Source organism: Xanthomonas sp. CPBF 426, from assembly GCF_903989465.1.
Taxonomy (GTDB): Bacteria; Pseudomonadota; Gammaproteobacteria; order Xanthomonadales; family Xanthomonadaceae; genus Xanthomonas; species Xanthomonas euroxanthea.
Genome location: NZ_LR861805.1, coordinates 2,554,704 through 2,568,018, shown reverse-complemented (window position 1 = coordinate 2,568,018; position 13,315 = coordinate 2,554,704). Strand labels below are relative to the sequence as shown.

Sequence of the window (13,315 nt, the reverse complement as noted above, 5' to 3'; positions counted from 1 at the left end):
CAATTCCGGCTCTCAATGACCAACATCCATAGCGACAAGATCCTCATCCTCGATTTCGGCGCGCAGTACACCCAGCTGATTGCGCGGCGCATCCGCGAGATCGGGGTGTATTGCGAGATCTGGGCATGGGATCACGACCCGTCGGAGATTGCCGGCTTCGGTGCCAAGGGCATCATCCTGTCCGGTGGTCCCGAGTCGACCACCTTGCCGGGTGCGCCGGTCGCGCCGCAGGAAGTGTTCGACAGCGGCCTGCCGGTGTTCGGCATCTGCTACGGCATGCAGACGCTGGCGGCGCAGCTGGGCGGTGCCACCGAGGCCGCCGATCAGCGCGAATTCGGCCATGCCGAAGTCGATGTGGTAGCGGCCGATGCCTTGTTCGCCGGCCTGACCGACCATGCCGGCGCGTCGCGTTTGAACGTATGGATGAGCCACGGTGACCATGTCTCGCAGGTGCCGCCGGGCTTCACCGTTACCGCAGTGACCGACCGCATTCCGGTGGCGGCGATGTCCAACGAGGACAAGCGCTGGTACGGCGTGCAGTTCCACCCGGAAGTGACGCACACGCTGCAGGGCCAGACCTTGCTGCGCCGCTTCGTGGTCGATGTCTGCGGCTGCCAGACGCTGTGGACGGCGGCCAACATCATCGACGACCAGATCGCGCGCGTGCGCGAGCAGGTGGGCGATGACGAAGTGATTCTCGGCCTGTCCGGCGGCGTGGATTCATCGGTGGTGGCCGCGCTGTTGCACGAGGCGATCGGCGACAAGCTGACCTGCGTGTTCGTCGATACCGGCCTGCTGCGCTGGCAGGAAGGCGACCAGGTGATGGCGATGTTCGCCGAGCACATGGGTGTGAAGGTGGTCCGCGTCAACGCGGCTGACCGCTACTTCGCCAAGCTGGAAGGCGTCAGCGACCCGGAAGCCAAACGCAAGATCATCGGCAACCTGTTCGTGGAGATCTTCGACGAAGAGTCCAACAAGCTGGCCAATGCCAAGTGGCTGGCGCAGGGCACGATCTATCCGGATGTGATCGAGTCGGCCGGCAGCAAGACCGGCAAGGCGCACGTGATCAAGAGCCACCACAACGTCGGTGGCCTGCCCGAGCACATGAAGCTGGGCCTGGTCGAACCGCTGCGCGAGCTGTTCAAGGACGAAGTGCGCCGCCTCGGTGTCGAACTCGGCCTGCCGCGTACGATGGTGTATCGCCATCCGTTCCCGGGCCCGGGCCTGGGCGTGCGCATCCTGGGCGAAGTGAAGCGCGAATACGCCGAACTGCTGGCCAAGGCCGATGCGATCTTCATCGATGAACTGCGCAAGGCCGATCTGTATGACAAGACCAGCCAGGCATTTGCGGTGTTCCTGCCGGTCAAGTCGGTGGGTGTGGTCGGCGATGCACGCGCCTACGAATGGGTGATCGCGCTGCGCGCTGTGGAAACCATCGACTTCATGACCGCGCATTGGGCGCACCTGCCGTACGACTTCCTTGGCACGGTCAGCAACCGCATCATCAACGAACTGCGCGGCGTCTCGCGCGTTGTCTACGACATCTCCGGCAAGCCGCCGGCGACGATCGAGTGGGAATGAGTTGAACGACAAAGGCGCCGTGAGGCGCCTTTTCGTCAGGGCGTGCAGTTAGCCGACAGGTTTGCGTTCAGTGGTACATCGCCAGTTGCGCGCCGTACTGGAAAGCAGTGCGTAGCGCTTGAAGATGTCGACGTCGATTGTGCTGCGCCGCGCCGCCGCCGATCTTCTTCAGCGCACCTTGGCCAGCGCCACACGGGCATCGGCCATGAACTTCTGCGTTTCCTGCGGCGTGGAGAGGTTGGCGCCCAGCTGGTTGAGCACCTGCTCGATGTCGCTCGATGCGTCCCAGGCTTCGTCGCAGAGCATGCCGGCGATCGGGCCAAGATAATTCAGCGCGACCTTTTCCAGCGCATCGCGCACCCGCTCGTCGGGTGCCAAGCCCGCTCCCGCGGATGCAGATGTTGCGCTCGGTGCGGCGACCTGCGTTGCGGCGACCTGCGTTGCAGCGACCGGTGCCGGCGCCGATGCAACCGGTGCGCGCGGCGGTGTCGGCGCACCACCCAGATCCTGTTCGAAACCGCCCATCAACCACTGCCGCGCGTCGTCGCTCAGCAGCGACGGCTTGCCCATGCCGGCACCGGGGTCGGCCTGGAAGCGGGCCTTGGCCGCGTTGACCATGGTAAGGCGCTGTACCGCCTCGTCATTGCGCAACATGCGGAACACCACTTCTTCGATCTGCCCGGCGTTGAGGCGGACGATGCAGGAGTGGTTCTCCTCGGTGACGACGAACAGAAAGCCGGACGCCTTCTTCAGTGCCAGCGCCTTGAGCTCGCGCAGCACGTCGATCAGCGGACGGAATTCAGTGGACATGGCGTCTTCCTTGCATCATCTGGTACGAAGTGGGTGCGCGGGGCTCAGCGTTTGCTGAGCCGTTCCATCGCCAGCCGCACGCTGTTGGACAGGCGGGAAATGGCGCGCGCCAGGGTACCAATTTCATCCTTGAGGTTGACCTCGTCGATGGTGTGGTTCCACTTGCCCAGGCTCAGCTCTTCGGCCACGGTGGTCAGGTGCTGGATCGGGCGCAGCACGCGGCTCCAGATCAACGCCCATTGCAGGCCGAGCAGCAAGGCGCAGACCAGCAGGCCGATGCCGGCGATCCACAGCGACTGGCGCACGATCACGTCATTGACGTCGCTCTTGGGGTAGGCCGAGACCAGGGTGAAGCCCCAGTCCGGCACTTCCTGCTTGGTCACGACCCAGTCGTCCGGCGTGTCCTTGACGATCCGTTCGATGGTGGCGGTGTCGGTGGTGGCACCGGTGGTGGACTGGAAGCGCAGCGTGTTCTTGCTGTCGAACACGGCGATGAAGCCGGAGTCGAGCACGCGACGGCTGCTGACCACGTTTTCCAGCGCCTGCGTGTCGGCCTTGTAGCCAACGTACCAGGCACCAATTACGCGCTTGTCGTTGCCGGCAAAGATCGGCTCGTAGCCGGTGACGTACGGGTTGCCGAGGATGTCGACCACGCCGTAGAAGCTTTCGCCGTTGCGCAGCTTGGCGGCGGCCTGGCCGTTGGGATCGAGCACGGTGCCGATGGCGCGGCTGCCGTCGTCCTTCTTGACGTTGGTGGAGATGCGCACGAAGTCATCGCCGGTACGCGAGAACAGCGTGGCGGTGCCTTCGTGGATGGCGGTGACATCGTCGAGCATGTCGAAGTCGTTGGCCTGCGCCTTCTGGCCCAGCAGCAGGTCGTTGGCATTGCGCTCGCCCACGCGCACTTCGTTGCCGATGCTTGCAGCGCCGTGTGCGTTGGCTTCCTTGCGCAGCTGGCGCATGGAGGAGTTGACGCGGTCCAGCATCATCGCGCGGGTGACCGAGAACAAGGTCTGCAGGGACACCGACTGGCGCTCGATCGCGTCGCCGGCCTCGAACCTGACCCGGTTCGCTTCGGTAATGGCCAGAATGACCGTCAGTGCCGCCACCACGACCAGCACCAAGGCCAGCACCGGCAACAGCAGGCGCACCCGCAAAGAGTGACGAAGCATCGCAATTCCCCTGAACGCGTTTAGTGATTGGATCGAGTGCGCCGCAGCCCCCCGGCAGCGGTCGGGCCTAGCCGTTATCGGCGGTTGTACACGATGCTGAAGCGGCCCCCACGCCGCTGGCGGTGCATACGATAGCTCAAGGCGATCGATTTGGCAGCGCGGCAGGTGTGGCATGTGGCCGGGCGTTCAAGCAGGCTCGACCTTGTTGCAGGTCGCGGCGGAATGGGCGTGAGCAGGGAAAAAAACGGCGTAGTGGATCTTGCGCACTTCGAACGGGCGATGCGAAGCAGGAGCGCACGAAAAAGCCGACTCTCGCGAGTCGGCTCAGTAACCCGAATCGAACCAGGTCAGGCGTTTGCAAACGCGAGCAGATCCTGGTTGAACTGATCGGCGTGGGTCACGGTGAGGCCATGCGGAGCGCCGGCGTAGATCTTCAGTTCGGCGTTCTTGATGATCTTGGCCGACAGCTTGCCGGATGCGTCGATCGGCACGATCTGGTCGTCGTCGCCATGCACCACCAGTGCGGGCACGTCGATCTTCTCCAGGTCCGGGGTGTAGTCCACTTCGGAGAACTGCTGGATGCAGTCGTACTGGCCCTTGTGGCCGCCCAGCATGCCCTGCATCCAGAACGCGTCGCGCATGCCCTGGGTGACCTTGTGGCCATCGCGGTTGGCGCCGAAGAACGGCGTGGTCAGGTCCTGATAGAACTGCGAGCGGTCCTTGGCCACGCCGTCGCGGATGCCGTCGAACACGCTCATCGGCAGGCCGCCGGGATTGGTCGGGCTCTTGACCATTTGCGGTGGCACCGCGCCGACCAGCACCACCCTGGCCACGCGCTTGCTGCCATGGCGGCCGACGTAATGCGCCACTTCGCCGCCGCCGGTGGAATGGCCGACCAGGATCGCGTCTTGCAGATCCAGCGTTTCGATCACCGCCGCGAGGTCGTCGGCGTAGGTGTCCATGTCGTTGCCGTCCCAGGTCTGCGACGAACGGCCATGACTGCGGCGGTCATGCGCGATCACGCGGAAGCCCTGTTGGCCCATGAACAGCATCTGCGCATCCCAGGCATCGGCGCTGAGCGGCCAGCCGTGCGAGAACACGACCGGCTGGCCCTTGCCCCAGTCCTTGTAAAAAATGGTGGCGCCGTCGGGGCGGGTGACGAAATTGGACATCGGCTTGACTCCGTTGTTGGTCGGTTGGGGCGGTGGGGTGAGTGCGTCACGCCGGGGCAGCACTGGCCAAGCCCGGCAGCGGCAACGCTGCCACGGTGGCCGTGCCGGAGATGAGAAAGCTGCGGCGTCCGGCGTCGGCTGTTGTGCATTCGGTATCTGCGAGGCGCCGCCAGCGCATCAGCCTCGACCGCACGGGCGGATCACCGCGGCGGGTCGCTAGGATGGATCACTGCAGCGCGGTATCCCAGAGCAGTTTCAGGTTCAGGCCGACGATCACCGTCGCAATGACCCAGGCGATGCGCACCAGCCAGGGCGGTGCCACCAGCGCGCCCATCAACGCACGGTCGGACACGAAGCGCACCAGCGGGATCACCGCAAACGGCAGCTGCATCGACAACACCACCTGGCTCAGCACCAATAGCCGCGCGGTGCCGGCCTCGCCATACAGCCAGGTCACGATCACCACCGGCACGATGGCGATGCCACGCGTCAGCAGACGGCGCAGCCACGGCGGCAAGCGCAATTGCAGGAAGCCTTCCATCACGATCTGCCCGGCCAGCGTGGCAGTGACGGTGGAATTGACGCCGGAAGCCAGCAGCGCGACGGCAAACAGCGTCGAGGCCAGGCCCACGCCGAGCATCGGTGCGAGCAGGGCATGGGCCTGTTCGATCTCCTGCACATCGGTACGGCCCTGCGCATGAAACACCGCCGCCGCCAGGATCAGGATCGAGGCATTGATGAACAGCGCGAACATCAACGCCACGGTGCTGTCGGTCACCGCCCAGCGCAGCGCCGACTTGCGGCCCACATCGGTACGCGGGTACGCACGCGTCTGCACGATCGACGAATGCAGGTACAGGTTATGCGGCATCACCGTCGCACCGATGATGCCGATCGCCAGATACAGCGCATGCGGGTCGGTGACCACTCGCGCACGCGGAATGAAGCCGCCCAGCACGGCTGCGATCGGTGGTGCCGCCAGCGCGATCTGGATGCCGAAGCACACGAAGATGATCAACAGCAGCGCGATCACGAACGCTTCCAGCGCGCGGAAACCGCGATTCATCAGCAGCAGCACCAGCACCACGTCCACCGCGGTGATGATGGCGCCCACGGTCAGCGGAATGCCGAACAACAGCTTCAACGCGATGGCGGTGCCGATCACCTCGGCCAGGTCGCAGGCGATGATCGCCAGTTCGCAGATGCCCCACAGTGCCAGGTTCACCCCGCGCGGATAACGCGCCCGGCAGGCCTGCGCCAGATCCAGCCCGGTGGCGATGCCCAGCCGTGCCGACAGGCTCTGCAGCACGATCGCCATCAGGTTGGACAACAGGATCACCGACAGCAGCAGATAGCCGAACTGCGAGCCACCGGCCAGGTCGGTGGCCCAGTTGCCCGGGTCCATGTACCCGACCGACACCATGTAGCCCGGGCCCAGAAACGCCAGCAGCCGGAACCACCAGTGGCCTCCTTTGGGTACGGCGACGCTGGCGTGGTGGTCGCCCAGCCCGCCATTGGCCGCTGCCGGCGAGGGGAGGGGCAGGGCTGCGTTGGGACGGAGATCGGCGGACATGCGGGGCAGGCTGGCTAGGGTCATATGGATGATATAGCAACTGCTATGCTGTTGAGCATTGGCAATTTAAATCGTAATGATCGGCTGCGTGCTTCAAACTACGCATCCCGGCACTGGCGCCGGACGTGATGACGGGGATGAGGGTGGGCAAGAGCGAAAAGCTGGAAGCAGCCGCGCCGGCGCTGATCGACGCGCAGGTGCACATGGAGAGCTTCCGTCAGGTGCGCGAGGCGCGCCGCGCCGAGCTGGTCGAGGACTACGTGGAGCTGATCTCCGATCTGCTGGTCGACGGCGGTGAGGCGCGTCAGGTCGATATCGCCGCGCGCCTGGGCGTGGCCCAGCCGACCGTGGCCAAGATGCTCAAGCGGCTGGTGCGCGACGGCTGGGTGGTGCAGCGCCCGTATCGTGGTGTGTTCCTGACCCCGGCCGGCGAGGCGCTGGCGGCGTCCAGCCGGCAGCGCCATCAGATCGTCGAACGCTTCCTGCTCGCGCTGGGCATCGACGAGGCCACCGCGCGGCGCGATGCCGAAGGCATCGAGCACCATGTCAGCGAAGCCACCGTGGCCGCGTTCGCCGCCTTCCTGGATCGCCAGGGCGGCAGCGCCGCGTGAGCATGCGGGTGGAGACGTCGGTCGACGCGGCGCAGGCGCTTATCGACCGACAGTGGATGCAACGCGCCCTGCAGCTGGCCGAGCGTGCCGAACGCGACTTTGACGAGATCCCGGTCGGCGCGCTGCTGATCGATGCGCAGGGCAACGTGCTGGGCGAAGGCTGGAACTTCAATATCGCCAGCCACGATCCCAGCGCGCATGCCGAGATCATGGCCATGCGCGAAGGCGGCCGCCGCCTGGCCAACCATCGGCTGATCGGCTGCACGCTGTACGTCACGCTGGAGCCGTGCGCGATGTGCGCAATGGCGATGATCCATGCGCGTATCGCCCGGGTGGTATTCGCTGCCAGCGACCCCAAGACCGGCGCCTGCGGCAGCGTGTTCGACCTGCCCGCCGACCCGCGCCACAACCACCGCGTGCAGGTCAGTGGTGGCGTCCTGGCCGCCGAGGCGGGGCTGCGGCTGACCAATTACTTCAGGGCCAAGCGTGGCAAGCCGCCCCTCGCGCCCTGAGCGGCGCGGCCGCGGTATGATGCGCGCCCTTCAGCATCTGGCCGGCGACGGCCCTCCACAGGACGGCGACATGGCAGACACCCTTGCAGGCAACGACCGACTGATCTGGATCGATCTGGAAATGACCGGCCTGGATACCGATCGCGATTCCATCATCGAGATCGCCACCATCGTGACCGATGCGCAGTTGAACGTGCTTGCCGAAGGGCCGGAACTGGCCATCGCCCATCCGCTGGCAACGCTGGAAGCCATGGACGAATGGAACCGCAACCAGCACCGCCGTTCGGGCCTGTGGCAGCGTGTGCTCGACAGCCAGGTCACCCATGCCCAGGCTGAAGCGCAGACGGTGGCCTTCCTGAGCGAGTGGATCCGCGCCGGCGCCTCGCCGATGTGCGGCAACTCGATCTGCCAGGATCGCCGCTTCCTGCACCGCCAGATGTCGCGCCTGGAGCGCTACTTCCATTACCGCAACCTGGACGTGTCCACCATCAAGGAACTGGCACGGCGGTGGGCGCCGACGGTGGCCAATGGGGTTGCCAAGAGCTCGGCCCACACCGCCTTGAGCGATGTGCGCGATTCGATCGACGAGCTGCGTCACTACCGCCAGTTCATGGGCGCGTTGGGTGGCGATTCCCAGGCAAAGGCGCAGGGCTGAGCGCTAGCTGCGGTGTTGCACGCGGTGGGCGTGGCGTGTTGACGGTGTCCAGTTGCGACCTGCGTGCGCCGAGCAGCGCGCAGGGTTCGCCGCTGACCGCGTAGCCAGACGCACACGGTGCCAGCGCATCCAGCAAAAAGGCCGCATCCTTCGATGCGGCCTTTTGCTTTTCCATCACGCCATCCAGCGCGTCAGCGTGCCAGCGACGGTCCCTTGCTCAGGTCGCCATCGTCGGCGATGCCCTTCAGCAACAGGTCGGAGATCGGCTTGCCGTCGGCATCGTGGTGGTACACGTGCAGGTCGCGCTGCGGATACGGGATATTGAGCCCGTTCTCCAGCAGCTGGTTGCGGATCTGTTCCAGCGTGGTGCTCTTGGCGGCGCCGAAATTGCCATTGGTCGCATAGGCGAACAACATCAGGTCCACCGTGCTTTCGCCAAGATTCGTGACCTGCACGAACGGTGCCGGCGACTCCAGGAGGTTCGGGTTGTCCTTGGCAATCTGCAGCAACAGCTGCTGGGCTTTTTTCAGATCGTCGCCGTAGCCCACGCCCACCGTCACTTCCAGGCGCCGGTTGGGCAGGGTGCTGTAGTTGACGATCGGCGAGGTGGTGATCGTGCTGTTGGGCAGGGTAATCATGCGCTCGTCGAACGAACGGATCCGCGTCTGGAAGATCCTGATCTCGTCGACGATGCCCTCCTGGCCGGCAATCACCACGTGGTCGCCATCGCGCATCGGGCGCAGCACGATCAGCATCACGCCTGCAGCGATATTGGACAGCGAATCCTTCAACGCCAGACCAACCGCCAGGCCGGCTGCACCCAGCACTGCGATCAGCGAGGTCGGCGGTACACCGATCTTGCTCAACGCAGTGACGAAGACCAGCACCAGCAGCAACGCATACAACACATTGCGCAGGAAGTTGGTCAGCGTGATCTCTACGCGCGCGCGGGTCAGCGCACGGTGCAGCCACTGGCTGAGTTGCTTGGCCAGCCACATGCCGACCACCACGATCAGCAGGGCCAGTCCCCAGTTGAGCACGTACTGCGCCCACGGGATGTTTGCCCAGTTGAACGCCGGCTCCGCCGCCTTGGCCGCCACCGGCCTTGCGGCGACGGCTCCAGCCGCCGCCGCCACTGCACCCAGCATACCCATCAGCTCTCGCTCTTCAGCTTGGCCAGTCGCAGCCAGGTATCGACCACGGTGTCAGGATTCAGCGACACCGACTCGATGCCTTCCTGCATCAGCCACTCGGCCAGCTCCGGGTGATCCGACGGCCCCTGGCCGCAGATGCCCACGTACTTGCCCTTGGCGCGCGCTGACTTGATCGCCATCGACAGCAGCTTCTTGACCGCCGGATTCCGCTCGTCGAACAGATGCGCCACGATCGACGAATCGCGGTCCAGGCCCAGGGTCAGCTGGGTCAGGTCGTTGGAGCCGATCGAGAAACCGTCGAAGATCTCCAGGAATTCATCGGCCAACAGTGCGTTGGACGGCAGCTCGCACATCATGATGATCTTCAGGCCGTTCTCGCCCTGCTTGAGCCCGTTCTGCTCCAGCACCTCGATCACCTTGCGGCCTTCTTCCAGCGTACGCACGAACGGGATCATCACCCAGAGGTTGTCCAGGCCCATCTTGTTGCGCACCTTCAGCACCGCCTTGCACTCCAGCGAGAAGGCCTTGGTGAAGGACGGGTCGACGTAGCGGCTGGCGCCACGGAAGCCGATCATCGGGTTCTCTTCATGCGGCTCGTAGCGCGTGCCGCCGATCAGGTTGGCGTACTCGTTGGACTTGAAGTCCGACAGGCGCACGATCACCGTGTTCGGCGCCACCGAGGCGGTCAGCGTCGCGATGCCCTCGGCCAGGCGGTTGACGTAGAAGCTCACCGGATCGCCGTAGCCGGCAGTCTTGGCGTCGATCTTCTTGCGGACGTCGGCGTCCTGCTTGTCGTACTCCAGCAGCGCGTTGGGATGGATGCCTATATGCGCGGCAATGATCATTTCCAGGCGTGCCAGGCCGATGCCGGCGTTGGGCAGCTGGCCGAAGTCGAACGCGCGCTCGGGGTTGGCCACGTTCATCATGATCTTGAGCGGGGCAGGCGGCATGTTGCCCAGGTCGGTGGTGGTGCGCTCGAACGGCAGCAGGCCGTCGTAGATGAAGCCGGTATCGCCTTCGGCGCAGCTCACCGTCACTTCCTGACCGTCGCTGATCACGTCGGTGGCGTTGCCCGAGCCGACCACGGCCGGCACGCCGAGTTCGCGCGCGATGATCGCCGCGTGGCAGGTGCGGCCGCCGCGGTTGGTGACGATGGCCGAGGCCCGCTTCATCACCGGCTCCCAATCGGGATCGGTCATGTCGGCGATCAACACATCGCCGGCCTGCACGCGATTCATGTCGTCCAGCGAACGCACCACGCGGGCCACGCCGCTGCCGATCTTGGCGCCCACCGCACGGCCCTCGACCAGGACCTTGGCGTCCTTGGCTTCCAGCGAGAAACGCTCGATCTGGGTGGCATGGCTGCGCGACTTCACGGTTTCCGGGCGCGCCTGCACGATGAACAGCTTGCCGCTGACACCGTCCTTGGCCCACTCGATGTCCATCGGGCGGCCGTAATGCTTTTCGATCACCAGCGCCTGCTTGGAGAGCTCCTGCACGTCTTCGTCGCTGATCGAGAAGGTGCTGCGCAGTTCCACCGGCGTATCTTCGGTACGCACGCGCTCGCCGGGCACGTCCGAATAGACCATGCGGATCGCCTTGCTGCCGAGCGAGCGGCGCAGGATTGCCGGCTTGCCCGCAGTCAGCGTGGGCTTGTAGACATAGAACTCGTCCGGGTTGACCGCGCCCTGCACGACCATCTCGCCCAGGCCGAAGCTGGAGGTGACGAACACCACATCGCGGAAGCCCGATTCGGTGTCCAGGGTGAACAGCACGCCGGCCGCACCGACGCCCGAGCGCACCATCAACTGCACGCCGGCCGATAGGAACACGTCTTCGTGCTTGAAACCATGATGCACGCGATAGGCGATCGCGCGATCGTTGTAGAGGCTGGCGAACACTTCCTTGACCTTGTGCACGACATCGTCGGCGCCGGTGACATTGAGGAAGGTTTCCTGCTGACCGGCGAACGAGGCATCGGGCAGATCTTCGGCGGTGGCCGACGAACGCACCGCCACGGCCACCTCGCCACCGCCGTTTTCCGCGCACAGCTGTGCGTAGGCGGTGCGGATGTCGCGGTCCAGTTCCGGTTGCAGCGGCGCATCGATCACCCAGCCGCGGATTTCCTTGCCGGCGATGGTGAGGGCACCAACATCTTCGACGTCCAGCGTTGCAAGCTTGTCGAAGATGCGCTTGGACAGATCGTTATGCGCGATGAAGTCCTTGAAAGCTTCGGCAGTGGTCGCATATCCACCGGGAACCGAAACGCCAAGCCCGGCCAGGTTGCCGATCATCTCGCCGAGCGAGGAATTCTTACCACCTACGCGGGCCAGGTCGGCCAGGCGTAGCTCATGCAACCACAGGATATTCTCGTTCAAGCGCGATGCTCCGTATGGCCATCGCCCGAGCGGGCTGGATGGCCGCGTCCGTAGGAAGAAGCCGCTATGATGCAGTGCACAGCGGAATCTGCACAAGCATGAACCCGTAAGTTTTGGACACCAGTTCAAAGAGGTGGTCTTGATGTCAACAATTCGGCCGGTGTTCTACGTCTCCGATGGAACCGGTATCACCGCTGAAACGATTGGGCATAGCCTGCTCACGCAGTTCAGCGGATTCAACTTCGTCACCGACCGCATGTCGTTCATTGATGATGCAGAAAAAGCGCGCGATGCGGCGTTGCGCGTGCGCGCGGCAGGCGAGCGGTACCAGGTGCGCCCGGTGGTGGTCAATTCCTGCGTCGACCCCCAACTGAGCATGATCCTGGCCGAAAGCGGCGCCCTGATGCTGGACGTGTTCGCGCCCTTCATCGAACCGCTGGAGCGCGAGCTCAATGCGCCGCGGCATTCGCGGGTGGGGCGTGCGCACGGCATGGTGGATTTTGAGACCTATCACCGCCGCATCAACGCGATGAACTTTGCGCTGAGCCACGATGACGGCATCGCACTCAATTACGACGAGGCCGACGTGATCCTGGTGGCGGTGTCGCGCGCCGGCAAGACGCCGACCTGCATCTACCTGGCATTGCATTACGGCATCCGCGCCGCCAACTATCCGTTGACCGAGGAAGACCTGGAAAACGAGCGCCTGCCGCCTCGCCTGCGCAACTACCGCAGCAAGCTGTTCGGCCTGACCATCGACCCGGAGCGGTTGCAGCAAATCCGCCAGGAGCGGCGTGCCAATTCACGCTACAGCGCGGCAGAGACCTGCCGGCGCGAGGTGGCCACCGCCGAGCGCATGTTCCAGATGGAGCGCATTCCGACCTTGAGCACCACCAATACCTCGATCGAGGAGATTTCCAGCAAGGTGTTGTCCACGCTAGGGCTGCAACGCGAGATGTTTTGAGGCGGGGATGGGTGTGGCGGGATTGGGGATGGGGAAGGCGCGTTGCATCTTCACAACCCGGTCCTGCCGCGACGTATTACGGTCTGTTGGCAAGCGTCAAGGAAACACAGCGGACGGGGCAGTGCTCCGCCAAGGTAGGCCTGCCGGTGGCCGGTCGTCAATGCTGCCCGTGCGGCAGCGCAGCGTGTAGGATCGGTTCATGGCGCAAGCACTGAGTAAACTCGAACGCATCCCCAAGTTGAGCCGGTTCGGCTGGCTGATGGGCTTGTACGCAGAAAACTTCCAGCACCTGACCCGGTTGTTCGCACCGGCCGACCTCGCTCCTGGCTCCTACGTGTCCTCGATCGGCGATGGCCTGGATCTGCGTCTGGACGTGCTCGAATGCCACCGCTACACGGTCGAGCTGCGGCTGACCTACGACCTGTGCGACCCGGTGACCGGCGAGCCGGACCCGTCGGCCTATGTGCGGCTATACCGCGATGCCCGCCAGGCCGAGACCACCCATTGCTATGTCGGCCGTCGCTGGCAGGACGTGATGGGCCTGTTCCCGCCGCCGGCCGAGCTGATCAGCCACCGCATGCGCATGAACACCTTCCTGGGCAAGTGGCTGGATTATCTGGCCGAGCGCGGCCATGGCGTGGCTACCTTGCGCCTGGATGCCGAGTACGTGGCGCCACCGCGCCCTGGTGCGCAGGCCGCGGCCGGCTGAGTCTGCGCCACGCCGCTTGGGCGG

12 protein-coding genes are annotated in these 13,315 nt (G+C 64.8%); 6 read left to right on the top strand and 6 right to left on the bottom strand.

The features are described from left to right. The first annotated feature begins 15 nt into the window (after window positions 1–15). Window positions 16–1,581 (top strand): glutamine-hydrolyzing GMP synthase, encoded by a 1,566-nt coding sequence (gene guaA, locus H7A87_RS10990; RefSeq protein WP_119128710.1) that lies wholly within the window; start codon window positions 16–18, stop codon window positions 1,579–1,581. A 168-nt stretch (window positions 1,582–1,749) separates the two neighbouring features. Here guaA and H7A87_RS10985 read toward each other — a convergent pair whose 3' ends face one another. The 4 genes from H7A87_RS10985 to H7A87_RS10970 form a co-directional block, all read right to left on the bottom strand. After that, on the bottom strand, window positions 1,750–2,391 hold the full coding sequence (locus H7A87_RS10985) for a hypothetical protein (RefSeq protein ID WP_115676937.1): 642 nt from the start codon (window positions 2,389–2,391) through the stop codon (window positions 1,750–1,752). A 44-nt stretch (window positions 2,392–2,435) separates the two neighbouring features. Continuing rightward, window positions 2,436–3,563 carry a Cache 3/Cache 2 fusion domain-containing protein gene (locus H7A87_RS10980; protein ID WP_104582536.1) on the bottom strand — a complete coding sequence of 376 codons (1,128 nt, stop codon included), beginning with the start codon at window positions 3,561–3,563 and terminating at the stop codon, window positions 2,436–2,438. A 347-nt stretch (window positions 3,564–3,910) separates the two neighbouring features. Beyond that, a complete protein-coding gene (locus H7A87_RS10975) occupies window positions 3,911–4,735 on the bottom strand; it encodes an alpha/beta hydrolase (protein ID WP_119128711.1) in 825 nt (274 codons plus the stop codon). A 226-nt stretch (window positions 4,736–4,961) separates the two neighbouring features. Then, the gene (locus H7A87_RS10970; protein ID WP_119128712.1) at window positions 4,962–6,308 is read right to left on the bottom strand and encodes an Nramp family divalent metal transporter; all 1,347 of its coding nucleotides are present in this window, start codon (window positions 6,306–6,308) and stop codon (window positions 4,962–4,964) included. Window positions 6,309–6,451: 143 nt separating this feature from the next. Here H7A87_RS10970 and mntR point away from each other — a divergent pair, with 143 nt between their 5' ends. The 3 genes from mntR to orn all read left to right on the top strand — a co-directional run bounded on the left by mntR (window position 6,452) and on the right by orn (window position 8,086). Then, window positions 6,452–6,919 (top strand): manganese-binding transcriptional regulator MntR, encoded by a 468-nt coding sequence (gene mntR, locus H7A87_RS10965; protein ID WP_024939187.1) that lies wholly within the window; start codon window positions 6,452–6,454, stop codon window positions 6,917–6,919. 2 nt (window positions 6,920–6,921) lie between these two features. Next, window positions 6,922–7,431, top strand: coding sequence for a tRNA adenosine(34) deaminase TadA (gene tadA / locus H7A87_RS10960; protein WP_119128713.1), 510 nt, complete (start codon window positions 6,922–6,924; stop codon window positions 7,429–7,431). A gap of 70 nt (window positions 7,432–7,501) precedes the next feature. Next, window positions 7,502–8,086, top strand: coding sequence for an oligoribonuclease (gene orn, locus H7A87_RS10955; protein ID WP_104582713.1), 585 nt, complete (start codon window positions 7,502–7,504; stop codon window positions 8,084–8,086). A gap of 191 nt (window positions 8,087–8,277) precedes the next feature. Here the strand turns inward: orn and H7A87_RS10950 are convergent, their stop codons facing one another. Both H7A87_RS10950 and ppsA read right to left on the bottom strand, forming a co-directional pair. Further along, complete coding sequence (locus H7A87_RS10950; RefSeq protein WP_119128714.1) at window positions 8,278–9,240, bottom strand: mechanosensitive ion channel family protein; 963 nt, start codon at window positions 9,238–9,240, stop codon at window positions 8,278–8,280. Then, complete coding sequence (gene ppsA, locus H7A87_RS10945) at window positions 9,240–11,618, bottom strand: phosphoenolpyruvate synthase (protein WP_119128715.1); 2,379 nt, start codon at window positions 11,616–11,618, stop codon at window positions 9,240–9,242. The genes H7A87_RS10950 and ppsA overlap by 1 nt, the downstream gene beginning before the upstream one ends. A gap of 142 nt (window positions 11,619–11,760) precedes the next feature. On the opposite strand from ppsA, the gene H7A87_RS10940 reads away from it, so the two are divergent. Both H7A87_RS10940 and H7A87_RS10935 read left to right on the top strand, forming a co-directional pair. After that, window positions 11,761–12,582, top strand: coding sequence for a pyruvate, water dikinase regulatory protein (locus H7A87_RS10940; protein WP_024939184.1), 822 nt, complete (start codon window positions 11,761–11,763; stop codon window positions 12,580–12,582). 199 nt (window positions 12,583–12,781) lie between these two features. Then, on the top strand, window positions 12,782–13,291 hold the full coding sequence (locus H7A87_RS10935) for a DUF1249 domain-containing protein (RefSeq protein ID WP_119128716.1): 510 nt from the start codon (window positions 12,782–12,784) through the stop codon (window positions 13,289–13,291). The last annotated feature ends 24 nt before the right edge of the window (window positions 13,292–13,315 follow it).

Coding starts and splice junctions, on each gene's coding strand:
- guaA (WP_119128710.1), top strand. CDS start 16: ATGACCAACATCCATAGCGACAAGATCCTCATCCTCGATTTCGGCGCG.
- H7A87_RS10985 (WP_115676937.1), bottom strand. CDS start 2,391: ATGTCCACTGAATTCCGTCCGCTGATCGACGTGCTGCGCGAGCTCAAG.
- H7A87_RS10980 (WP_104582536.1), bottom strand. CDS start 3,563: ATGCTTCGTCACTCTTTGCGGGTGCGCCTGCTGTTGCCGGTGCTGGCC.
- H7A87_RS10975 (WP_119128711.1), bottom strand. CDS start 4,735: ATGTCCAATTTCGTCACCCGCCCCGACGGCGCCACCATTTTTTACAAG.
- H7A87_RS10970 (WP_119128712.1), bottom strand. CDS start 6,308: ATGTCCGCCGATCTCCGTCCCAACGCAGCCCTGCCCCTCCCCTCGCCG.
- tadA (WP_119128713.1), top strand. CDS start 6,922: ATGCGGGTGGAGACGTCGGTCGACGCGGCGCAGGCGCTTATCGACCGA.
- orn (WP_104582713.1), top strand. CDS start 7,502: ATGGCAGACACCCTTGCAGGCAACGACCGACTGATCTGGATCGATCTG.
- H7A87_RS10950 (WP_119128714.1), bottom strand. CDS start 9,240: ATGGGTATGCTGGGTGCAGTGGCGGCGGCGGCTGGAGCCGTCGCCGCA.
- H7A87_RS10940 (WP_024939184.1), top strand. CDS start 11,761: ATGTCAACAATTCGGCCGGTGTTCTACGTCTCCGATGGAACCGGTATC.
- H7A87_RS10935 (WP_119128716.1), top strand. CDS start 12,782: ATGGCGCAAGCACTGAGTAAACTCGAACGCATCCCCAAGTTGAGCCGG.